Consider the following 22308-nt stretch of genomic DNA (forward strand, 5'->3'; position numbering starts at 1 on the left):
GATCACTGGCGTCGAAGGGGGAACGCCGTGCGGGGGCGATTGCTGAGCGGGCGCTATGAGTTGCTCGCGCCGATCGGCGCGGGCGGCATGGGCCAGGTGTGGCGGGCCAGGGACCGGAGCCTCGGCCGCGAGGTGGCCGTGAAGGTCTTCGTCCCGTCGGACGCGGCGGACGAGGACGAGCAGCGGCAGCTCCTGGCCCGCTTCCGGCAGGAGGCGCGCGCCGCGGCCTCGCTCGACAGCCCCTACATCGTCGCCGTCCACGACCACGGTGAGGACGGCGGCACCCCGTACCTGGTGATGGCCCTGGTGCCGGGCCGCTCGCTCGACCGCGTCCTGCGCGAGGACGTGCGCGTGCCGGTGGCGGACGCGCTGCGCTGGGCGGCGGACGTCTGCCGCGCCCTGCGGGCAGCGCACTCGGCGGGCATCGTGCACCGCGACATCAAGCCGGGCAACGTGATGATCGCGCCGGACGGCACGGCGAAGGTCGTGGACTTCGGCATCGCGGTGTTCCTGGAGGGCGTGGCGGACGGCTCGCGGCTCACGCGGACGGGGCAGCTGCCGTTCGGCAGCGTGCCGTACCTCGCGCCGGAGCGGTTCCGCCAGGAGCCGGGCGACGGCCGCACCGACCTGTACGCGCTCGGCTGCGTGCTGTACGAACTCCTCGTCGGCCGACCGCCGTTCACGGGCTCCGCGGCAGGCGTGATGTACCACCACGTCCACGACGCGCCCCTGCGCCCGAGCGCGGCCCGCCCCGAGGTGACGCGGCCGGTGGAGCGCCTGGTCCTCGACCTGCTGGCCAAGGACCCCGCGGACCGTCCGGCGGACGCGGCGGCGGTCCTGGAGCGGATCGAGGCGGCGACCGCGGGACATGACCCGGCGCCGGACGCGGGGCACGGCCCGGCGCCGCTCGACGAGACCCCGGAGCCTTCCGACGCCGTCCCGCCGGCCTCCCCCGCCACGCCCGCGGACGCCGTTCCGTCCGGCGCCCGCCCGGCGGCGGTGCGCGTGGAAGACGTGCCCGGCCTCCCGGCGGCGGCCCCTGTCGCGAAGGCGGACACCCGCCCGGCAGCCGGGCCCCGGCGCGGCCCCAGGCGTCTGCTGCTGCCCGCGGCCCTGATCCTCGCCGTCGGCGTCCCCGCGGGCCTCGGCATACGCGCCCTGGCCGCGCCGGACGGCGCGTCGGACTCCCCGGCCGGGGCCACGCGGGCGAAGGCCGTCCACGAGATCGGCGTCGCCCACAGCTACCGCCACGTGGGCGGCGGTGAGGGCGACGGCACGTACGAGCGGTCGGAGCGCGCGCAGTTCACGACGCAGCAGCGCCGCACCGTCGAGTCCGCGTTCAAGGAGACGCTGGGCGCCGGCGCCGGGGACCGCTTCCGCCTCGTCCCGGTGTCGGCCGACCCGGACGTCAGCTCCCGCGAACTGCTGGCCGAGCACCCGGACATGCTGGCGGTCATCGGCGACACGGCCGACTTCTCCTGGGTGCACGACACGGACGAGGCGTTCCTGCCGGAGATCAGCACGTGCGCGGAGTACGCCCACGCCGACGGCGCGTTCGCGATCCCGGCGGACGAGGCGCGCCAGGGCGAGGCGATGGCCCGCTACCTCCGCTCGGAGACCGGGGCGCGCCGGGTGCTCGTCGTCGAGGACAGACTCTGGGCGGACCGGCCGGACGGCATCGCGACGGGTCTGCGCGAGGGCGGCGTCACCGCGCGGGCGCTGGACGGCGAGCCGCACGAGGTCACGGCGGCGCGGATGCCCGCGCTGGTCGAGGCGGCGCGGGCCGACGCGCTGGTGGTGCCGTTCGGCGAGCCGGCGCGGAAGTGGACGGAGAAGCTGCGGGCGGACGGCTTCGACGGCCCTGTGCTCACCCGGAGCGACCCGGAGGGCCCCTGCGCCGACTCCGCGGAGCGCGCGAGGGACGCGGCACGGGACAAGGGCCTCCCGGCCGGCGTCCTGCGTACGCGCAACTACTCCGGCGGGCCCGACGACAACCTCCCCGCCCGCGGCAACCAGGAGCTCTACGACGGCGCGGCGGCCCTGGCGACCGCCCTCGGGAAGCTCCCCGACGGCGCGTCGGCCGCGTCGCTGCGGCACATCCTGGACCGCGAGATCCAGAAGGTCTCCGTGAACGGCGCCCTCCACCAGGTCTCCTTCGAGAAGAGGCGTTCGGCGCGGGACTGGCCCGTGTGGTTCGACCGCCGCGAGAAGGGGACCTGGACCGAGATCGGGAAGGTGGAGAAGGGGTTCGAGCGGTAGCCGAGGGGCCCGTACCTTCGCACCAATCCGCAACCTCGTAGGAACGCACCGTAGTCGCCGGCCCTCCCGCCGCTTACCGTGTGCCCGTGCAATCGAGCCGACCGCCGCAGCCGCCCACTCCGCCCTTCGACTTCCCGGCCGCCCGCCGTCTGCGCGAGGCGCTGGGCATGGCCCACGGGCACGTCGCCTACGGACTGCGGGCGGGGTACGGACTCACCTACGTCACCGCCGACACCGTCGCCTCCTGGGAGCGCGGGCTGCTGGCGCCCAGCGCGGCCGAGCTGACGGCGCTGGCGGCCACGCTCTGGTGCTCCCCCGGCGACCTCATGAGCGCCGCGAGCACCCTGCGGGAGCACCGGGTCGCGCGCGGGCTCGCCCCGGACGACGTCGCCCGGCAGGCAGGGGTCGAACTCCAGGCGTATCTGCGGATGGAGGAGACCAACACCTGGCGCGGCAACGAACGGCAGTCCCAGGCCCTGGCCCGCGCCCTGCGGCTGGCCGCACCCGACTTCGTCGAGGTCACCGGGCGGGCCGCGCCGCTGGCCGAACTGCTGCGCAGCGCCGTCACCACCCGCTGGCAGGGGTACGTGCGTCCCGTGACCAAGCTGTTGCCCGTGGAGAAGCGGCAGGTGGAGAAGGCGCTGCGGCAGATGCACGAGGACTACCAGGCGCGCATGGCACGGACCCTGAACTGGGGCTCGGGGCCGGGTCCCGACGCCTCCGGCGAGGCCGGGCGGGACTATCTGGAGCGCGTCCTCGAACACTTCTGGGGTCTCGTCCCGACGGACGGGACAGACTCCCGGAAGGACGGGGCGCAGTCCTGGTAGGCGGACGGGACGCGGCCCCGGAGGGCGGACGGAACAGGGGGACGGACGGGCCTGGGGCTAGAAGACCGACTCCGCCTCGTCCATCCGGTTCTTCGGCACCCGCTTCAGCTCCGTGACCGCCTCCGCGAGCGGCACCATCGTGATGTCCGTGCCGCGCAGCGCCGTCATCTTGCCGTACTCCCCGCGGTGCACGGCCTCCACCGCGTGCCAGCCGAAGCGCGTCGCGAGGACCCGGTCGTACGCGGTGGGGGTGCCGCCGCGCTGGACGTGGCCGAGGATGACCGGCTTGGCCTCCTTGCCGAGGCGGCTCTCCAGCTCGTAGGCGAGGGCGGTGCCGATGCCCTGGAACCGCTCGTGGCCGAACTGGTCGATCGCGCCCACGCCGTAGTTCATGGTGCCCTCCTGGGGGTGCGCGCCCTCGGCCACGCAGATCACCGCGAACTTCTTGCCGCGCGAGAACCGCTCCTCGACCAGCTTGACCAGGTCGGCGGGGTCGAAGGGCCGCTCGGGCAGGCAGATGCCGTGGGCGCCGCCCGCCATGCCGGACTCCAGGGCGATCCAGCCGGCGTGCCGGCCCATGACCTCGACGACCATCACGCGCTGGTGGGACTCGGCGGTGGTCTTGAGGCGGTCCATGGCCTCCGTGGCGACGCCGACGGCCGTGTCGAAGCCGAAGGTGCGGTCCGTGGAGGAGATGTCGTTGTCGATGGTCTTCGGGACGCCGACCACCGGCACGCCCGCGTCGGAGAGCATGCGCGCCGCGGTGAGCGTGCCCTCTCCGCCGATCGGGATGAGCGCGTCGAAGCCGCTGCGCTCGATGAGGTCCTTGGCGTTGTCGCAGGCCGCGCGGAACCGGCCGCGCTCCAGGCGCGACGAGCCGAGGATCGTGCCGCCCCGGGCGAGGATGCCGCTGACCGCGTTCAGGTCGAGGGCGCGGTAGCGTCCGTCGAGCAGGCCCGCGTAGCCGTCCTCGAAGCCGATGACCTCGTCGCCGTAGTTCGTGACGGCGCGGTGCACGACCGACCGGATCACTGCGTTGAGGCCGGGGCAGTCGCCGCCCGCGGTGAGAATTCCGATACGCATCGCGCTGTGTCTCCTGCTCGCTGCTGGTACTTGTGAGCCGGTCCGATTGTTCCACGGCCGGAGGGGGGACGCCGCTCACATGTGTGTGAGGGATGTTCGTGCGACAGGGATGGAGCCCTTCCGCCAGGGCACCCGTCCGTCAGGCGGCCTAGTCAGCCGCAGAGGTATTGTCAAGAGGGCACAGCCGCGATATCGGGTAATTTGTCCAGCTCGCTCGGTGGTCCGCACCGGGCGCCCCGCGGGCGGGCCGGGCACCTCCAGAGGGCAGCGAAGAAGGGGAGAGCACGCGTGACGCGCAGCGTGTACGTGACGGGGATCGACCGCGGCGACGGCCGCCAGGTCGTCGAACTGGGAGTCATGGAGCTCCTGACGCGCCAGGTCGACCGGGTCGGCGTCTTCCGCCCCCTCGTCCACGACGGCCCCGACCGCCTCTTCGAGCTGCTGCGGGCCCGCTACCGGCTCTCGCAGGACGCCGCGTCGGTGTACGGCATGGACTACCACGAGGCGTCCGCGCTCCAGGCCGAGCAGGGCACCGACGAACTCGTCTCCCGGCTCGTCGACCGCTTCCACGCGGTGGCCGGGGAGTACGAGGTGGTGCTCGTCCTCGGCACCGACTTCGCCGACACCCAGCTGCCCGACGAGCTCGCGCTCAACGCCCGGCTCGCGAACGAGTTCGGCGCCTCGGTGATCCCCGTGGTCGGCGGCAGGAAGCAGACCGTGGAGTCGGTGCGCGCCGAGACGCGCAACGCCCACCGCGCGTACGAGAGCCTCGGCTGCGACATCATCGCGATGATCACCAACCGGGTCGCCCCCGCCGACCGCGACGAGATCCGCGACCTGCTCGCCGCCGACCTGCCCGTGCCCAGCCACGTCCTTCCCGACGAGGCCGCGCTCTCGGCGCCGACGGTCGCGCAGATCGCCCACGCGCTCGGCGGCCGCGTCCTGCTCGGCGACGACTCCGGGCTCGCCCGTGACGCCCTCGACTTCGTCTTCGGCGGCGCCATGCTGCCGACGTTCCTGAAGGCCCTGACCCCCGGCTGCCTCGTCGTCACCCCCGGCGACCGCGCCGACCTCGTGGTGGGCTCGCTCGCCGCGCACAGCGCCGGCACGCCGCCCATCGCGGGCGTCCTGCTGACCCTGGACGAACAGCCGGGCCGGGAGATCCTCACCCTCGCCGACCGCCTCGCGCCCGGCACCCCGGTCATCGCCGTCTCCGGCGGCTCCTTCCCCACGGCGGGCGAGCTGTTCGCCCTCGAGGGCAAGCTGAACGCGGCGACGCCCCGCAAGGCGGAGACCGCCCTCGGCCTCTTCGAGCGCCACGTCGACACCGCGGACCTGCTGAAGCGGGTCTCGGCGCCCAGCAGCGACCGCCTCACGCCGATGATGTTCGAGCACAAGCTCCTGGAGCGGGCCCGCTCCGACCGCCGTCGCGTCGTGCTGCCCGAGGGCGGCGAGGAGCGGGTGCTGCGCGCCGCCGACGTCCTGCTGCGCCGGGGCGTCTGCGACCTGACGCTGCTCGGCCCGGTCGAGCAGATCCGCAAGAAGGCCGCCGACCTCGGCGTGGACCTCGCCGACTCCGAGCTGATCGACCCGCAGACCTCCGAGCTGCGGGATCGTTTCGCCGCGAAGTACGCCGAGCTGCGCGCCCACAAGGGCGTCACCGTCGAGCTGGCCCACGACGTGGTGGCCGACGTGAACTACTTCGGCACGCTGATGGTCGAGGAGGGCCTCGCCGACGGCATGGTCTCCGGCTCGGTGCACTCCACGGCCGCGACGATCCGGCCCGCCTTCGAGATCATCAAGACCAAGCCTGGGGGCACCTCCCGGGGCGGAGCCCCAGGGGGAGCCTCGATCGTCTCGTCCGTCTTCTTCATGTGCCTGTCCGACAAGGTGCTCGTGTACGGGGACTGCGCCGTGAACCCCGACCCGAACGCGGAGCAGCTGGCCGACATCGCCGTGCAGGCCGCGGCCACTGCCGAGCAGTTCGGTGTGGACCCGCGGATCGCGATGCTCTCGTACTCGACGGGCACGTCGGGTTCGGGCGCGGACGTCGACAAGGTGCGCCGGGCCACCGAGCTGGTGCGCGCGGGCCGCGGTGACCTGAAGGTGGAGGGGCCGATCCAGTACGACGCCGCCGTGGAGCCCTCGGTCGCCGCCACGAAGCTGCCGGGTTCCGACGTCGCGGGCCAGGCCAGCGTGCTGATCTTCCCCGACCTGAACACCGGCAACAACACCTACAAGGCCGTGCAGCGCTCGGCCGGCGCCATCGCCGTCGGCCCGGTCCTCCAGGGCCTGCGCAAGCCGGTGAACGACCTGTCCCGGGGCGCGCTCGTCCAGGACATCGTCAACACCGTCGCCATCACGGCGATCCAGGCCCAGGCCCAGGCCCGGACCCAGCTCCCGGCCACCGGCTGACCCCGACCCCGACCTCGACAGAAAGCGCGCATCAGTGACCGCGACCCGTGTACTCGTCCTCAACTCCGGCTCCTCGTCGGTGAAGTACCAGCTGCTCGACATGCGCGACCGCTCGCGGCTCGCCGTCGGTCTGGTCGAGCGGATCGGCGAGGCGGGCTCACGGCTCAAGCACACGCCGCTGACCGGTGGCGGCACGGAGGCCCGTGAGCGCGAGGAGCCGATGGCCGACCACGACGCCGCGCTGCGGGCCGTCGCCGAGGAGCTGTCCGCCGACGGCCTTGGCCTGGACTCCCCCGAGCTGGCCGCGATCGGCCACCGGGTGGTGCACGGGGGCCTGAAGTTCACCGAGCCGACCGTGGTGACGGACGAGGTGCTGAAGGAGATCCAGCGCCTGGTGCCGGTCGCCCCGCTGCACAACCCGGCGAACATCACCGGCATCCGCACCGCCCAGGCGCTCCGCCCGGACCTGCCGCAGGTCGCCGTCTTCGACACCGCCTTCCACACGACGATGCCGGAGTCCGCCGCGCGCTACGCGATGGACGTGGCCACCGCCGACCAGCACCGCGTGCGCCGCTACGGCTTCCACGGCACCTCCCACGCCTACGTCTCGCGCGCCACCGCCGAGCTGCTCGGCAAGGCCCCCGAGGACGTCAACGTGATCGTGCTGCACCTGGGCAACGGCGCCTCCGCGTCGGCCGTGCGGGGCGGTCGTTGCGTGGACACCTCCATGGGGCTCACCCCGCTCGAAGGGCTCGTGATGGGCACCCGTTCCGGCGACATGGACCCGGCGGTCATCTTCCACCTGGTCCGGGTGGGCGAAATGGGCATCGACGAGATCGACGACCTGCTGAACAAGAAGAGCGGCCTCGTCGGGCTCTGCGGCGACAACGACATGCGGGAAATCCGGCGGCGGATCGACGAGGGCGACGAGCGGGCCGCGCTCGCCTTCGACATCTACATCCACCGCCTGAAGAAGTACATCGGCGCCTATTACGCCGTGCTCGGCCGGGTGGACGCCGTCGTGTTCACCGCGGGCGTCGGCGAGAACGCGGCGCCGGTGCGCGAGGCGGCCGTGGCGGGCCTGGAGGAGCTGGGTCTCGCGGTGGACGGTGAACTCAATTCCGTACGATCCGACGAAGCCCGGCTGATATCGCCGGAATACGCGCGCGTGGCCGTCGCCGTCGTCCCCACGGACGAGGAACTGGAGATCGCGAACCAGACTTACGCCCTGGTCAGTGACCCGGCATAAGCGTGAATCGGGAAATCGGCCGGGACCGCAACGACTGAGCGCACTTCCGCCCATTTGTAGATTCCACCAGACGGAATATTCCGTAGCGAAACAAACCGATAGGATCGCCCCATGCGCCGTTCCAAAATCGTCTGCACGCTGGGCCCAGCCGTCGACTCCGAAGATCAGCTCGTCTCGCTGATCGAGGCCGGCATGAACGTGGCCCGCTTCAACTTCAGCCACGGCACGCACGCCGAGCACCAGGGGCGGTACGACCGCGTCCGCTCGGCCGCCGCGAAGACCGGCCGTGCCGTCGGCGTCCTCGCCGACCTGCAGGGCCCGAAGATCCGCCTGGAGACCTTCGCCGAGGGCCCCGTCGAGCTGGTGCGGGGTGACGAGTTCACCATCACCACCGAGGACGTGCCCGGTGACAAGTCGATCTGCGGCACCACCTACAAGGGCCTGCCCGGCGACGTCTCCAAGGGCGACCAGGTCCTGATCAACGACGGCAACGTCGAGCTGCGCGTCGTCGAGGTCGACGGACCGCGCGTGAAGACGATCGTCGTCGAGGGCGGCGTCATCTCCGACCACAAGGGCATCAACCTGCCCGGCGCGGCCGTGAACGTGCCCGCGCTGTCCGAGAAGGACATCGAGGATCTCCGCTTCGCCCTGAAGATGGGCTGCGACATGGTCGCCCTGTCCTTCGTGCGCGACGCGGGCGACATCAAGGACGTCCACAAGGTGATGGACGAGGAGGGCCGCCGGGTCCCCGTCATCGCCAAGGTGGAGAAGCCGCAGGCCGTCGCCAACATGGAGGGCGTCGTCGCGGCGTTCGACGCCGTGATGGTGGCCCGCGGCGACCTCGCCGTCGAGTACCCGCTCGAAAAGGTCCCGATGGTGCAGAAGCGCCTCGTGGAGATGTGCCGCCGCAACGCCAAGCCGGTGATCGTCGCGACCCAGATGATGGAGTCGATGATCACCAACTCGCGCCCCACGCGCGCCGAGGCCTCCGACGTCGCCAACGCGATCCTGGACGGCGCGGACGCGGTCATGCTGTCGGCCGAGTCCAGTGTCGGCGTCTACCCGATCGAGACCGTCAAGACGATGTCGAAGATCGTCGCGGCGGCCGAGGAGGAGCTGCTCTCCAAGGGCCTGCAGCCGCTCGTGCCCGGCAAGAAGCCGCGGACGCAGGGCGGTTCCGTGGCCCGTGCCGCCGCCGAGATCGCCGACTTCCTGGGCGGCAAGGCCCTGGTCGCCTTCACCAAGTCCGGTGACACGGCCCGCCGCCTGTCCCGCTACCGCGCGGCCCAGCAGATCCTGGCCTTCACCACCGACGAGTCGACCCGCAACCAGCTCACGCTGAGCTGGGGTGTGGACACCTACGTCGTGCCGCACGTCGACAACACCGACGCCATGGTCGAACTGGTCGACGCCGAGCTGATCAAGCTCAACCGCTTCAACGACGGCGACACGGTCGTCATCACCGCGGGCTCGCCCCCCGGCGTCCCCGGCACCACGAACATGGTGCGGGTGCACCACCTGGGCGGCAACGGCAACGCCTGATCCGCCGACACCGCCGTGCGAACGCCGAGGGCGCCCCTGTCCCAGGGGCGCCCTCGGCGCTTTTCGCGGCTCCCGGTGGCCGGGGGGTCAGTCGGTGACCGACTGGTGCAGGCCGGGGATCGTGAGGTTCCCCCCGAACTGGCCCGCCTGCTGCACCTTGACGTCCGTGAAGTAGATCAGCGGAATGTTGAGCGGCGGCGGGTGCTCGGGGTCGAAGGTGATCGGGATGAGCCCGAACAGCTTGCCCGAGATCCGCTCGGTGTACATCGTGGTCTCCCCGCCCCTGATGGTGGACGTGGAGCCCTTGGCCGCCTCGACGTGGTACTTCTTGCCGCCCGGCCCCTCGACGATCTGGTGCAGGTCGCCGATGTCGGTGTTCTGCACGACGTACTTCAGGGCCTGCTTGGTCCTGCCGTCGGGCATCGTCAGGTTCACGACGCCCTGGTAGTCGGCGCCCTTGAGCGTCAGCGAGCTGGCTTCCAGGTGCCACGGCTGGTTCGGGATCGGGACGGGCGTCTGCTCGCCCTTGCCCTCGACCTTCTTCTCGACCACGCACGGGAAGGGCTTCTTGCCGTTCGCATCCGGCGCCATCGGGTCCTCGGCCCCGTCCTCGGCCCCGGTCCCGTCCTCGTCCGCGGTCCCGTCCTGCTCCCCGGCCGCGTCCGTGTCCTTCTCCGGCCCGTCCCCGGCCTTGCCGATCGCGTCGTCGAGCGGATCGGTGACCTTGTCCCCGGTCCCGTCGGACCCGGCCCCGTCGGCCTTGTCCTCGGGCTCGTCCTCGGGTGACGTGGTCTTCCCGGAGCCGGAGTCGGCATCGGAGTCCGAATCGGGGTCCGCGTCGGAAGGCGTGGGCGCCTGCTTCTCCGACTCCTTCCGCTCCTCCTCCTGCTTCTCCTTCTCCTTCTCGTCGGGCGTGAAGGCGTCCTTCAGGGCATCGCCGAGGCCCAGCGGGTCCCAGGGGTTCTTGGTCTCCGCGGGCTCGGGCTCGTCGGCCCCGTCCTTCGCGTCCGCCCCGCCGGCGGACGGTCCGGCGGCCGACTCGTCATCGTCCTCGCCCTCGTCGGCCTGGCCCCCGGCCGAATCCCCGGCGGAGGGCGAAGCGGTCGCGGAGGGCGTCCCCTCGCCCGGCGCGTCGTCACCCCGCGCGTCCTCGTCCCCATCGGACGCCTTGTCCCCCGCGTCCTGCCCGGCGGCGTCCCGAGCCTCCTTCTGAGAGGCCTTGTCCTGGGCCTCGCCGGCGTCCTGGGCCGCCTCGTCCTCCGCGTCCTTGTCGGGCGCGGTGACGCAGGGACCGTCCTGGAAGGGGTTCTCGGGGACCCCGGGCTTCGCCTGCGCGAGCGTCGGGGTCAGGCCCATGCCCATCAGGACCGCGGTCGGCATGGCCGCGATGGCTATCGCCTTGCCCGCGGGCACCTGAAGGCGGGTCAGCAGCGGCTTCTTGGGCGCCGCGTGGCGCGGCCCGGTTCTCGCACGAGGCTCCCCCGCGGAGCTCTCGTGGTGCACCTCGTCAGCCGGCACGGTGCCTCCCGTTCGTCCCGTTCGTCGGGCTCGTTCCTGACAGATCGTCCTGCGCGCCGCTCACCCCACCCGCGGCCGCCGCGGCGGGGGCCCCGGGCGCCCCGTCGTCCACGGGGTCGCCGGACCCCTGGGTCTCGCGTCCCTTCGCGGGTTCACCGGCAGGCCTCGCGGGCGCCCAGGAGACGCCGAGGGCGCCGCCGATCAGGGCGAGCAGGAAGCCGATGACGAAGCCGCCGAAGTTGGACACCACGAGGGACACCAGGGCGAGCAGGATCGCCGCGACGCCCGCGAAGACCCGGGAGTGCGGCTGGAACCACATGGTCAGGCCGAGCACGACCAACAGCACACCGATGATCAGCGACCCGGCGCCGGCGGTGGTCGCCATCCGGATCGTCATCGTGCCGAGCGTGAGGTTCGCGTACGGGAAATACATGATGGGGATGCCGCCGAGCAGCGTCAGCAGACCACCCCAGAACGGGCGCTGACCGCGCCACCCTCGGAACGATCGGCGCATCCGGCCGAGCTTGTCGCCCAGTCCCACTTGCGCTTCGGCGCTCATGTCGTACAGCTCCTCGGGAATGGCGTTGGTTCTGTGTGTCGTGCGGATTCGGGCACGGGGACGGCTGTCGTCAAGTGCCGTCGCGCCCCCGCGCCCGGCCGTTCATCGCAGCGAGTGCGTACCGAACTGCGTACGACCTACCGGGCGGCTATCGCCCTAGTAGCACTCGTGCTTGCCCTTCTTGACCGACATCGCGAGGCCGGACAGCTTGAAGGTGCCGGCGGTGGTCGCCCACGCGCGCTGCTTCACATCGGTGAAGTTCACCGACTCGGCCTGCTGTGCGAACGAGTCCGGCACGTACTTGTCGTTCGCGGCCGGACCCGGTCCCTTGGTGGTCCTGTCGATCGAGACGCCGATGTCCACCTTGTTGAAGGTGGCGTTGGCCTTCAGGTCGTCGGCGTCGATGTAGAGCTTCTTGGCCTCTACCTTCGGGCTGCCCTTGCCGCCGGCCTTGAGGGTCATCGACACATCGCCGAAGACCGGGACCGGCACGACCACGGACTGGCAGAGGTTGGTGATCGTGGCCTCTTCGAGACCGACGACGGCCACCGGGTGGTTACCCGACTTGCCGCTGTCCATCGCTCCGTACTGGACGAATCCCGTACCGTCGAGCTCCTTGGCAGTCACCTTGAACTGCTGACCGGACACACTGAACGATGCCGCGAGCGCACCCTGGGACAGGGCGACGCCTATCGCGGCTGTCGCCGCGACGCTCGGCACCATGACCACGGCGAACCGCTTCCATCTGGTTCCGCCACGAGCCACGGACTCCATGACTTTCCTCCTTCTCGGACGTACATCTCCGGCCCTGACTGCTCCCGTTCGGGCGGCTCAGCCGGGCAGGGATGGGAGAAGTGCTACGTCCTCGGGAAGGAGAGCGCCTGTTTCGAGGCGCTTACCGCACCACACATCACCGGCGATCACCCCCGAGCGACAACCACTGGTCGCGCCTGACGCATCACGCACAACCTCACGGACAGGCCCTGCCGGGGCGGCAGAGACCCCCCTGTCCAGACCGGCGACGGCGTCACCGGTCTGCTCGGTGGGGACCCTCGGAGCCCGCTCCCCGAGTGGCTGTCGAGGCTGCGGGTCACAGGACCGAGCGTCGCCGATCGTGGTGCATTCTCGGCTGCCGCACAAGGGGGTTCGTTACTCGCTGGTAACGGCCGGATAACCGGCCCGCGACCGCGCGGTATCGGTCGGCCACGGACGGTGTCTCACGTGGTGGGAGCGAAACGGGACAGGCGTGGGTGAAAGCGCCCAGAAGGAAGTTCACGCCTTACTCGGAGTAACAGTGGCCGTGTTTACCAAGTTTTGGTAAAGCACGGCCACTGTGTCGCCCTGCGGGCGACGTCTTCACTCCGGTGTCACATGCCCCGGCGTTTAGCGACTGGTCAGCCGAGAGCCGGGACCGAGGGGGCCGGCGCACGTCCGTGGCCGGTCACCCGCGGGGGTCAGAACAGGACGCGGGCGAGGGCCGTGCGCGAGGCGATCACGCGCGGGTCGTCACCGCCGACCACCTCGAAGAGTTCGAGCAGGCGCACCCGGGCCTTGTCGCGGTCGTCGCCCGCCGTGCGGCGCACCGTGTCGATGAGCCGCCCGAAGGCGTCCTCGACGTGACCGCCCACCAGGTCCAGGTCGGCGGCGGCGATCTGCGCCGACACGTCGGCCGGCTTGTCGGCGGCTTCCTTGCGGACCTGCTGCGGGTCGAGGTTCTGGACGCGCTCCAGCAGTTCGGCCTGGGCGAGGCCGAGCTTGGCCTCGGTGTTGGCCGGGTCGTCGCTGAGCACGTTCTTGTACGCCTGGACGGCGCCGGCGAGGTCGCCCGCGTCGAGCGCCTGGACGGCCGCTTCGAGCAGCGCGTCGTACGGACCCGGCGGCGCCTCCGGCGCCGCGGCGGACTCCTGGCCCTCGGCCGCGGGGTCGACGGTGAGGCCCGTCAGGCCGAAGCGCTCCTCGCCCACCTGGATGAGCTGGTCGAGGGTCTGGCGGATCTGCGCCTCGGGCGCCGCACCCTGGAAGAGGGGGAGGGCCTGCCCCGCGACCACCGCGAAGACGGCCGGAATCCCCTGGATCCCGAACTGCTGCATCAGCATCTGGTTCGCGTCGACGTCGACCTTGGCGAGGAGGAAACGGCCGTTGTACTCCTGCGCGAGCCGCTCCAGGAGGGGGCCCAGCTGCTTGCACGGCTCGCACCACTCGGCCCAGAAGTCGATGACGACCGGGACCTCGGTGGACCGCTGCAGGACCTCTCGCTCGAAGCCCGCCTCGTCGACGTCGATGACCAGGCTCGACGGGGAGACGGCGGCGCCCGCCGCGCCCCCGCCCTGCCGGGCCGCTTCGGCGCGCGCCTGCTCCGCCTTCGCCTTGGCCTCCTGGGCCGCCTTCACCGCGGCGAGGTCGACGACTCCGCTCATGGACATGTTCCGTGGCTGCATGAGTACATCCTCCCCCAAGCCGTGGGCGAACCGTGCCCGTCCGTGACTCCCCGCCGGATTACGGGGGCCAAGGGGGCACGGCTTCGAGGTCCCGAGGAGGACCGGTGGTCGGCCCGGGGTCCCCACCCCGTGCCTTGGGTCGTGCGTGATCGTGTGTGGTCGCGCTCTGTTTTCCGTGTGTGGTCGCGCTCCGTGCTCACCGGCGGCTTCCGCCGCCGGACAGCTTTCGCTACGGGTCGTAGCGTAACTGGCGCGCCGCGGACCTGGGAAGACGCTCTCGGTGATCTCCCTCACTCGGCTCCCCGAAGCCGTGCGTACTGGCCGGTATGGTCGCGGGCATGCAGAGTCCCCCCACGCCTGCCCACCGCCCCGGCGGCCGTCCGCGGAGCGCTGCGGCCGATGCCGCGATCCTGGAGGCGACCCGGCAGGTCCTCGTCGAGATCGGCTGGTCGAAGCTGACGCTCGGCGCCGTCGCCACCCGGGCGGGGGTCGCCAAGACGACGCTGTACCGGCGCTGGGCGGGCAAGAGCGAGCTGGTCGTGGACGCGGTGGCGGAGCTCTTCGACGAGCTGGAGCTGCCGGACAGGGGCAGCCTGGCCGCGGACATCGAGGGCGTGGTCCTGCAGTTCGCGCTGCTGCTCGGGCGGCCCGAGACGAAGACGGCCCTCATGGCGGTCGTCGCCGAGTCCACGACGGACGAGCCGCTGCGGCACCGCATCCGGGCGTCCATCGTGGACCGTCAGAAGCGGCTGGTCCTCGCGGGGCGCGAGCGGGCCCAGGCGCGGGGCGAACTCCCCGCGGAGCCGGACGGCGTCGCGGCGGCGCGCACGGCCGACCTCATCTTCGACGTGATCGCCGGAGCGGTGGTCCACCGGGCCCTGGTCAGCGCGGAGCCCGTCGACGAGGAGTGGGCCCGCCGCTTCACGCTGCTGCTGCTCGACGGCCTGGCGGCGGCCGCCGCGACGCAGTGACCGGCCGGGGGCGCCGCCGCCCCCGGCCGGTCACTTCACCGCTGGGCTACGCCCGCCCGGTCACTTCTCCGCCCAGGCGCAGCTGCCGAGCGTGGCACGGCCCTTGTCGAGGAGGCGGTCCGCCTCCTGGGCGACGAGCACGCGCGTGCGCCCGCCCTTGCCCTTGCCGCCGTCCTTGCAGACGACCGTGCGGTCGTCGTGCCCCGCCATGTCGACCAGGATCTGGTCCCAGTGCCGGTACTGCACGTCGTGGCCGGAGTCGGCGTACGTCCGCACCTTGCGCGCCTCGGGCAGCTCGCGCTGCCAGGCCTTCAGGGTCTCGGGCGGGACGGTGGTGTCCTTCTCGCCGCCGTAGAGGTAGACGGGGGCATCCAGCCCGGAGAGGTCGGGGCCCGGGCGCTCGCAGTACAGCCGCTGCTCGTGGACCTGGGGCGCCGGGTCGGACTGCTGGCCGCGCTGGTTGTAGGTCCGCGCGCCCTCCTCGTACGCGGTGTCGGCGAAGCCCGGTATCGACTTCACGGGGCTGTCGTCGGGGAAGGCCCACCACTTGCGCGGGTCCTTGATCTGGTCCCGCACGGCGTCGGCGAGCGCCTCGTCGCCCATGGCGCAGAACGCGGGCTCGGCGCCGTAGGGCGGCAGGGCCGCGGCGAGGTGCAGCGCCGAGACGCGGTCGGGGGCCCTGGCGGCGAGTTCGGCGGCGTACGGGCCGCCCCCGGAGATGGCGACCACGGTGAAGTCCTCGACCTTCAGGCGGTCCATGACGGCCAGGGCGTCCTCGGCGTAGTCGCTCTTGTCGAGGCCGGCGTCGAACTCGGTGTCGCCGAAGCCGTTGCGCTCCACGGAGATCAGGCGGAGGCCCAGGTCCTCGCGGGTGGTGCGGAAGAAGTCCGTCATGTGCGAGGCGCGGGCGCTGGTGCCGGTGCCGCCGATGTAGAGGACGGGGCGGCCGTCCTCGTTGCCGGTGTCCGAATAGTGCGCCGTCCGTCCACCGGCGAGTCTCGCCGCCCGCACCTCGGGGCCGAGCGAGTCGAAGCCGTCCTGCACCTTCGGCTCGGGCGGCGGGCTCGCGCTGACCTCGCCCGAGCCGCCCACCAGGAGCGCGCCGAGGACGGTGAGGGTGGCGGCTCCTATGGCGACGGCGGCGGTACGGGCGTGGCCGGTCGAGGTCACGGTTACTCCAGGGTCGGGGGCGGTTGACCGGCCGAGCGCCTGCCCTGGACCGGGGGCCTTAAACCTGCCTTTTCGCGCCGCGGCCCTTGGGGGCCGCGACGCCCGTCCCTGTGTCCCTCTTTCACCGCGGGCCGTGGGGGCTGAGCGCGCAGTTCCCCGCGCCCCTTCGGGCGCGGCCCTCGGTGCCGGTGGTGGCAGCGGCTCCCGGGGGCGCGGGGAATTGGGCGACAAGCCCCCACGGCCCGCAGGAGACCCGAGCCCTTAGAACCCCGGCGGCTCCACATACACGCCCCACTCCTCGCGGAGCACCCCGCAGATCTCGCCGAGGCTCGCCTCCGCGCGGACCGCCTCCAGCATGGGGGCGATCATGTTGGAGCCGTCCCGCGCCGCCGCGAGCATCGCGTCGAGCGAGGCACGCACGCGTGCGTCGTCCCGCCCGGCCTTGCGCGCCGTGAGGTCCTTGACCTGCTCCCGCTCCACCTCGTGGCTGACCCGCAGGATCTCCAGGTCACCGGTGACGGAGCCCTCGTGGCAGTTGACGCCGACGACGCGCTTGTCGCCCTTCTCCAGGGACTGCTGGTACCGGAAGGCGGACTCGGCGATCTCGCCGGTGAACCAGCCGTCCTCGATGCCGCGCAGGATGCCGGAGGTGATCGGACCGATCGGGTGCTGCCCGTCGGGGCGGGCCCGCCGTCCCCGCTCCTTGATCTGCTCGAAGATCTTCTCCGCGTCGGCCTCGATGCGGTCGGTGAGCTGCTCGATGTACCAGGAGCCGCCCAGCGGGTCCGCGACGTTCGCGACGCCGGTCTCCTCCATCAGCACCTGCTGCGTGCGCAGCGCGATCTCGGCGGCCTGCTCGCTGGGCAGGGCGAGGGTCTCGTCGAGGGCGTTGGTGTGCAGGGAGTTCGTGCCGCCGAGGACGGCCGCGAGGGCTTCGACGGCCGTCCGCACGACGTTGTTGTACGGCTGCTGGGCCGTGAGCGAGACGCCGGCGGTCTGCGTGTGGAAGCGCAGCCACTGGGCCTTGTCGGTCCGCGCCCCGTACTCGTCGCGCAGCCAGCGGGCCCAGATGCGGCGGGCCGCGCGGAACTTCGCGATCTCCTCGAAGAAGTCGACGTGCGCGTCGAAGAAGAAGGAGAGACCGGGGGCGAAGACGTCCACGTCGAGGCCGCGGCTGAGCCCCAGCTCCACGTATCCGAAGCCGTCCGCGAGGGTGTAGGCCAGCTCCTGAGCGGCCGTCGCGCCCGCCTCACGGATGTGGTACCCGGAGACGGAGAGCGGCTTGTACGCGGGGATGTCGCGCGCGCAGTGCTCCATCAGGTCGCCGATGAGGCGCAGGTGCGGCTCGGGCTGGAAGAGCCACTCCTTCTGCGCGATGTACTCCTTGAAGATGTCCGTCTGGAGCGTGCCGTTGAGGACGCCGGGGTCGACGCCCTGGCGCTCGGCTGCGACCAGGTACATGCAGAAGACGGGCACGGCGGGCCCGCTGATCGTCATGGAGGTCGTGACGTCGCCGAGCGGGATGTCCTTGAAGAGGACCTCCATGTCGGCGGCGGAGTCGATGGCGACGCCGCAGTGGCCGACCTCGCCGAGCGAGCGCGGGTCGTCGGAGTCGCGGCCCATGAGGGTCGGCATGTCGAAGGCGACCGAGAGGCCGCCGCCGCCGTTGGCCAGGATCATCTTGTAGCGCTCGTTCGTCTGCTCGGCGTTGCCGAAGCCCGCGAACTGGCGGATGGTCCAGGTCCGGCCGCGGTACCCGGTGGGGTAGAGCCCGCGCGTGAAGGGGTACTCCCCCGGCCAGCCGATCCGCTCGAACCCTTCGTACGTGTCGCCGGGCCGCGGCCCGTAGACCGGGTCGACCGGGTCGCCGGAGAGCGTGGTGAAGTCCGCGTCACGCTTGCGGGCCTTGTCGTAACGGGCCTGCCAGCGGCGGCGGCCTTCCTCGATCGCGTCAGCGTCCATACCCCTGAATTTACTAGGACGTCCTAGTAAAAGTCGATGGCTGACCGCCACGGGTTGCCCGTGGCGGTGTCATCCGGGGCGGTTACGCCCTGGCGGCGACCGGCGAGCCGTCGGTGATCAGGGGCTGCACCTCGCGCGCGACCTTGCGCTCGACGAAGAACGCGGCGGTCGGGATGGTGCCGGAGACGAGCAGCCACAGCAGCTTGCCGAACGGCCACTTCGCCTTGGAGCCCAGGTCGAAGGCGAAGATCAGATAGATGATGTACAGGACACCGTGGACCTGGGAGACGACCAGGGTCAGGCCCTCACCCGTGCCGAAGCCGTACTTGGCCACCATGCAGGCGCACAGGATGAGGAGCATGACGGCGGTGACATAGGCCATCACCCGGTAGCGGGTCAGCACGCTGGATTTCATGCGTACGAGCGTAACGGCCCGTCTCGCGCGATCTTCGCCGCCCCCGGCGGAACGGAGCGGACGGCTCTACTTCTCCTCGAAGTCCCGCGCGGCGATCCGCAGCGGGCGCAGCATCGCGAAGATCTCCCCGCACTCCTCGGCGTCGTACGCCCCGAGCCCGAAGTCCATCGCCATCAGCTCGCGCGTGGCGGCCTCGACGACCTCGCGGCCCTTCCCGGTGATGGAGGCGAGGGTGCCGCGGCCGTCGTTCGGGTTCGGCCGCTTGTCGACGAGGCCGGACTTCACGAGGCGGTCGACGGTGTTGGTGACGGAGGTGGGGTGCACCATGAGCCGCTCGCCGATCTTCGACATCGGCAGCTCGCCGGCCTGCGAGAAGGTGAGGAGCACCAGCGCCTCGTAGCGCGCGAAGGTCAGTCCGTACGGCTTGACGACGGCGTCGACCTCGGCGAGCAGGATCTGGTGCGCGCGCATGATGGAGGTGATCGCGCCCATGGCCGGCACCGATCCCCAGCGCTGCTTCCAGAGCTCGTCGGCGCGGGCGATCGGATCGAAGGGAAGGCTGAGCGGCTTCGGCACGCCAAAGACCTTACCCGCCGGTCATATGGTGGTCAGCCCCGTCTCGCGATTCGGAAGGCCCGCCCGGAGCCCGGCCCCGGCGCGCACGAGCGGACCCACCCCGGCATCGAGCGCACCGCCGGTGTGGCACAAGGTCAGAAATGTCCCGCTGTGCAACGATTGCCGGGCTGACTGCCCGTCACGCCGACTGCCCGTCCCGTCGGCCGCCACCGCCCGTTCGTCGCCCGCTCTCGCGTCGCCCGCCCACGCCGCCCGTCACGTCGCCCAAGGGGTCTGGATGCACCGGCTGCTCCCCACGTTCACGGCACTCACGGCTCTCACCGCCCTCGCCCTCACGACGGGCTGCTCGTCGGGGCCCGGGGCCGAGGCCGGTGCCGCGCGGCCCGAGGGCGCCGCCGCCACGAGCCCGGCCGCCGAGGGGTCGAAGGCGCCGCCGAGCACGTTCTGGGTCGACCCCGACAGCCCCGCGGCCCGCCAGGTCGAGGAGTGGCGGCGCGAGGGGCGCGAGCGGGACGCGGAGGCGCTGAGGCGGATCTCCGAGCGGCCCATGGCCATCTGGCCCGCGGGGGACGACCCGGCGTCCGACGTCAGGGCGGCCACCGAGGGCGCGGCGAAGGAGGGCCGCACGGCCGTGCTCGTCGCGTACAACATCCCGCACCGCGACTGCGGCCAGCACTCCGCGGGCGGCGCGGGCAGCGCCGAGGCCTACCGGGGCTGGGTGGACAGCTTCGCCGAGGCCATCGGCGACGCCCCGGCGCTGGTCATCCTCGAACCCGACGCGATCCCGCACATCGTGGACGGCTGCACCCCGCAGGAGTACCACGCCGACCGCTACCAGCTGCTCTCCGAGGCGATCCAGCGGTTCAAGCGGCAGCCGGACGTGAAGGTGTACCTCGACGCGGGCAACCCCGGCTGGATCACCGACCCGCACAAGCTCTCCGAGCCGCTCCGGCAGGCGGGCGTCGCCCAGGCCGACGGCTTCTCGCTGAACGTCTCCAACTTCCAGAGCGACCGGACCACCAAGGCGTACGGACACACGCTGTCGGCGGCGGTCGGCGGCAAGCACTTCGTCATGGACACCAGCCGCAACGGCAGGGGCCCGCTCGCCGGCGACCGGCAGGACGCCTGGTGCAACCCGCCGGGACGCGGCCTCGGCACCCCGCCGACCGACCGCACGGACGACCCGCTGCTCGACGCCGTCCTGTGGATCAAGCGCCCCGGCGACTCCGACGGCCCCTGCCGGGGCGGCCCGGAGGCGGGCCAGTGGTGGCCGGACTACGCGCTGGGCCTCGCCCGCAACGCCAAGGAGGCGTGAGGCCGCCCGGCGGCGTCGCCGGCGAGACCCGCCGCCGGGTCACTTCTTCGGTCCCACGTGGATCCACTTGGCCTCGGACGACGTCCCGTCCTTGTCCGTGACGAACAGCATGTACCAGCCGGGCGGCACCAGCGCCGCGTCCTCGCGCGGCACGTCGACCGTCACCTCGCCCTTGCCGCGGGTGAGCCGCAGGGCGATGGACCGCTGCTCGACGTCCGTCGTGTGCGTCACGGCGCTCGGGCGCATCAGACGGGCCGACGCGATGTCCCCGGGGCGCTCGGTGCGGAACGTCGCGCGCCCGTCCGCCGCGAGCTGCTCGGGTCCGGCGCCGAGCACCGGGCGGTTCTTGCCGCCCTTGTGCAGCGACGGCGGCGTGAAGACCTCCATGCGCTGCTCGAAGTGGCCGAGCTTGGTGTTCTGCTCGTTGTCGTACAGCGGGTCCGAGCCGAAGGTGACCACGCGGCCGTCGGGCAGCAGCAGCGCCTCGGAGTGGTAGTTGCGGCCCACCTTGGGTGACGCCGCCGCGCGGAAGGAGTTGGTCCTCGGGTCGTAGAACTGCGCCTTCAGGATGTTGCTGGCGCCGCGCCCGCGGTAGTCCGACGACCCGTTGGAGGTGAACACCGAGTCGTCCGGCATGATCACGCTGTTCAGGTAGCGCGTGCCCTGCGGCAGATCGGGCCCCGTCTTGAAGGACGGGTTCTCCTCCTTGAGGTCGATCACGGCGGTGCGCCCCGTCGACTTCTCCGACTCGCCCACTCCCCCGCCGCCCAGGATCATCACCTTCTGGTCCTGCGCGGGCGGCAGCAGCACGGAGGCCGACGTCTCGGTCTGGTCCGTGTCGGTCAGCCCGGGGACCTTCGTGAACGTGTTGGTCTCCAGGTCCCACAGGCCCGGCTCGCGACCCTTGTCGGCGGGGCCGTAGCCCGCGTTGGAGGCCGGGTAGAACAGCTTGCCGCCCTTGGTGAGGAAGAGGGCGGGGTAGGTCGGGAAGTACCGCTTGGGGCCGTCCGTCCACTTCTTGGTCTTCGGGTCGTAGATCTCGTTGTCCCCGGGGTCGATCATGCCCACGTCGTCGAGCCCGGAGACCGCGAGCACCTTGCCGTCCTCCAGGCCGACGAGCGTGGGGTACCAGCGGGCCTTCTTCATCGGCTCCACCGGGACGTACCTCTCGGCCCGCGGGTCGAACTCGTACGCCGCCTTGATCCCCTGGAAGTCCTGCTTCTCCATGTCGATCTTCTCGGCGATGCCGTACGTGTTGTCGGCCTCGTCCCCGGTCAGGCCCTCGATCTCGTACTGGGCCGACTTGTCGTTGACCGACTCCTCGCCCGGCTCCAGCGCCTCGACGAAGACCCGCGCCTCGCTCGCCTTGATCTTCGTCTTCCAGGGCTTCATGGCGCCGGACTCGGAGTACTTGATCTCGAAGTCCCGGGTGGCCTTGGGGACGTGCACGTCGAACTTGCTGACGTAACTGATGCCCGAGGGCGAGCGGAACCGCGTGCCCTTCTTGAGGACGACGGCCTTGTCGGGGTTCTCGTTCTTGACCCGCATGCCGCCGCCCGCCCGCTCCACCTCGCCGTCGAGCAGTTCGTAGCGCGCGGTGCCGCCCGCCACGAGGAGGCGGCCGTCGGGGAGCTGGGCGTGCCCGGAGCAGAAGAAGTCCTCGGGCGTCGGGATCTTCTTGAAGGTGTTGTTCTTCGGGTCCCACAGGACGGTGTCGAAGGAGCCCGCGTCGAACTTCTTCTGCTCGTTGCCGGAGCCCGCGACGATCAGCACCTTGCCGGTGTGCAGCAGCGCGGCGTGGATGGCGTTGGTGCGGAACTCCTCGGGGATGTCGACCTGCTTCCAGGAGCCGTACCTCGCCTTGTAACCGGGCTGGGCGATCTTGTACTCGTGGTACTGCTCCTCGGCGAAGGAGAGCGCGGCGGGGGCGTTCAGCCCGACGAGCAGGGTGCCCGCGCCGACTCCGATGAGCGTCTTCCTGGTGCGCCGCGAGGGCCGGTAGGCCATGG

The 22308-nt window shown here is 71.7% G+C and carries 17 protein-coding genes; 7 read left to right on the forward strand and 10 right to left on the reverse strand.

Going from position 1 to position 22308, the window contains the following annotated elements:
• The first annotated feature begins 27 nt into the window (after nt 1-27).
• Together DCW30_RS12680 and DCW30_RS12685 are read left to right on the forward strand one after the other, a co-directional pair.
• Nucleotides 28-2259, forward strand: a complete 2232-nt coding sequence (locus tag DCW30_RS12680; protein WP_123985596.1) for a protein kinase domain-containing protein — start codon at nt 28-30, stop codon at nt 2257-2259.
• An 86-nt stretch (nt 2260-2345) separates the two neighbouring features.
• On the forward strand, nt 2346-3086 hold the full coding sequence (locus DCW30_RS12685) for a transcriptional regulator (protein ID WP_076684417.1): 741 nt from the start codon (nt 2346-2348) through the stop codon (nt 3084-3086).
• Nucleotides 3087-3143: 57 nt separating this feature from the next.
• Here DCW30_RS12685 and DCW30_RS12690 read toward each other — a convergent pair whose 3' ends face one another.
• Nucleotides 3144-4169: an ATP-dependent 6-phosphofructokinase gene (locus DCW30_RS12690; protein WP_062774156.1), complete on the reverse strand. Its 1026-nt coding sequence runs from the start codon at nt 4167-4169 to the stop codon at nt 3144-3146.
• A gap of 288 nt (nt 4170-4457) precedes the next feature.
• Between DCW30_RS12690 and pta the strand changes: the two genes are divergently transcribed.
• From pta to pyk, 3 genes are all read left to right on the forward strand, one after another.
• A complete protein-coding gene (pta, locus tag DCW30_RS12695; RefSeq protein WP_076684418.1) occupies nt 4458-6584 on the forward strand; it encodes a phosphate acetyltransferase in 2127 nt (708 codons plus the stop codon).
• A 34-nt stretch (nt 6585-6618) separates the two neighbouring features.
• Entirely contained in the window at nt 6619-7833 is a 1215-nt protein-coding gene (locus DCW30_RS12700; protein ID WP_076684421.1) for an acetate kinase, read from the forward strand.
• Between the two features lie 111 nt (nt 7834-7944).
• Nucleotides 7945-9375 (forward strand): pyruvate kinase, encoded by a 1431-nt coding sequence (gene pyk / locus DCW30_RS12705; RefSeq protein ID WP_076684422.1) that lies wholly within the window; start codon nt 7945-7947, stop codon nt 9373-9375.
• Nucleotides 9376-9462: 87 nt separating this feature from the next.
• On the opposite strand, the gene DCW30_RS36670 is transcribed toward pyk, so the two are convergent.
• From DCW30_RS36670 to DCW30_RS12730, 4 genes are all read right to left on the reverse strand, one after another.
• Complete coding sequence (locus DCW30_RS36670) at nt 9463-10893, reverse strand: putative sodium/potassium/calcium exchanger (RefSeq protein ID WP_076684424.1); 1431 nt, start codon at nt 10891-10893, stop codon at nt 9463-9465.
• Nucleotides 10883-11452 (reverse strand): DUF6114 domain-containing protein, encoded by a 570-nt coding sequence (locus DCW30_RS12715; protein ID WP_062774143.1) that lies wholly within the window; start codon nt 11450-11452, stop codon nt 10883-10885. Before DCW30_RS12715 ends, DCW30_RS36670 begins: the two co-directional genes overlap by 11 nt.
• Before the next feature lie 156 nt (nt 11453-11608).
• On the reverse strand, nt 11609-12226 hold the full coding sequence (locus DCW30_RS12720) for a DUF6230 family protein (protein ID WP_062774140.1): 618 nt from the start codon (nt 12224-12226) through the stop codon (nt 11609-11611).
• A gap of 680 nt (nt 12227-12906) precedes the next feature.
• The gene (locus DCW30_RS12730) at nt 12907-13890 is read right to left on the reverse strand and encodes a tetratricopeptide repeat protein (RefSeq protein WP_076684427.1); all 984 of its coding nucleotides are present in this window, start codon (nt 13888-13890) and stop codon (nt 12907-12909) included.
• A gap of 338 nt (nt 13891-14228) precedes the next feature.
• Here DCW30_RS12730 and DCW30_RS12735 point away from each other — a divergent pair, with 338 nt between their 5' ends.
• On the forward strand, nt 14229-14861 hold the full coding sequence (locus DCW30_RS12735; RefSeq protein WP_103557610.1) for a TetR/AcrR family transcriptional regulator: 633 nt from the start codon (nt 14229-14231) through the stop codon (nt 14859-14861).
• A 60-nt stretch (nt 14862-14921) separates the two neighbouring features.
• On the opposite strand, the gene DCW30_RS12740 is transcribed toward DCW30_RS12735, so the two are convergent.
• The 4 genes from DCW30_RS12740 to DCW30_RS12755 all read right to left on the reverse strand — a co-directional run bounded on the left by DCW30_RS12740 (nt 14922) and on the right by DCW30_RS12755 (nt 18984).
• On the reverse strand, nt 14922-16031 hold the full coding sequence (locus DCW30_RS12740; protein WP_079249997.1) for an alpha/beta fold hydrolase: 1110 nt from the start codon (nt 16029-16031) through the stop codon (nt 14922-14924).
• Nucleotides 16032-16292: 261 nt separating this feature from the next.
• Nucleotides 16293-17993, reverse strand: a complete 1701-nt coding sequence (locus tag DCW30_RS12745; RefSeq protein ID WP_076684429.1) for a coenzyme B12-dependent isobutyryl-CoA mutase large subunit — start codon at nt 17991-17993, stop codon at nt 16293-16295.
• An 82-nt stretch (nt 17994-18075) separates the two neighbouring features.
• On the reverse strand, nt 18076-18408 hold the full coding sequence (locus DCW30_RS12750) for a DUF3817 domain-containing protein (RefSeq protein WP_076684431.1): 333 nt from the start codon (nt 18406-18408) through the stop codon (nt 18076-18078).
• A gap of 66 nt (nt 18409-18474) precedes the next feature.
• A complete protein-coding gene (locus DCW30_RS12755; RefSeq protein ID WP_062774126.1) occupies nt 18475-18984 on the reverse strand; it encodes a MarR family winged helix-turn-helix transcriptional regulator in 510 nt (169 codons plus the stop codon).
• A gap of 277 nt (nt 18985-19261) precedes the next feature.
• Between DCW30_RS12755 and DCW30_RS12760 the strand changes: the two genes are divergently transcribed.
• Nucleotides 19262-20299, forward strand: a complete 1038-nt coding sequence (locus DCW30_RS12760) for a glycoside hydrolase family 6 protein (protein WP_076684433.1) — start codon at nt 19262-19264, stop codon at nt 20297-20299.
• A 39-nt stretch (nt 20300-20338) separates the two neighbouring features.
• On the opposite strand, the gene glxA is transcribed toward DCW30_RS12760, so the two are convergent.
• The gene (gene glxA / locus DCW30_RS12765; protein ID WP_076684435.1) at nt 20339-22306 is read right to left on the reverse strand and encodes a radical copper oxidase GlxA; all 1968 of its coding nucleotides are present in this window, start codon (nt 22304-22306) and stop codon (nt 20339-20341) included.
• Between the last annotated feature and the right edge of the window lie 2 nt (nt 22307-22308).

It is taken from the genome of Streptomyces alfalfae (assembly GCF_004127445.1).
Classification (GTDB): Bacteria; Actinomycetota; Actinomycetes; order Streptomycetales; family Streptomycetaceae; genus Streptomyces; species Streptomyces alfalfae.

Excerpts from the sequence above, each read along its gene's own strand:
- DCW30_RS12690 (WP_062774156.1), bottom strand. The coding sequence starts at position 4,169 with ATGCGTATCGGAATTCTCACCGCGGGCGGCGACTGCCCCGGCCTCAAC.
- pyk (WP_076684422.1), top strand. The coding sequence starts at position 7,945 with ATGCGCCGTTCCAAAATCGTCTGCACGCTGGGCCCAGCCGTCGACTCC.
- DCW30_RS12715 (WP_062774143.1), bottom strand. The coding sequence starts at position 11,452 with ATGAGCGCCGAAGCGCAAGTGGGACTGGGCGACAAGCTCGGCCGGATG.
- DCW30_RS12720 (WP_062774140.1), bottom strand. The coding sequence starts at position 12,226 with ATGGAGTCCGTGGCTCGTGGCGGAACCAGATGGAAGCGGTTCGCCGTG.
- DCW30_RS12730 (WP_076684427.1), bottom strand. The coding sequence starts at position 13,890 with ATGCAGCCACGGAACATGTCCATGAGCGGAGTCGTCGACCTCGCCGCG.
- DCW30_RS12735 (WP_103557610.1), top strand. The coding sequence starts at position 14,229 with ATGCAGAGTCCCCCCACGCCTGCCCACCGCCCCGGCGGCCGTCCGCGG.
- DCW30_RS12745 (WP_076684429.1), bottom strand. The coding sequence starts at position 17,993 with ATGGACGCTGACGCGATCGAGGAAGGCCGCCGCCGCTGGCAGGCCCGT.
- DCW30_RS12750 (WP_076684431.1), bottom strand. The coding sequence starts at position 18,408 with ATGAAATCCAGCGTGCTGACCCGCTACCGGGTGATGGCCTATGTCACC.
- DCW30_RS12760 (WP_076684433.1), top strand. The coding sequence starts at position 19,262 with ATGCACCGGCTGCTCCCCACGTTCACGGCACTCACGGCTCTCACCGCC.
- glxA (WP_076684435.1), bottom strand. The coding sequence starts at position 22,306 with ATGGCCTACCGGCCCTCGCGGCGCACCAGGAAGACGCTCATCGGAGTC.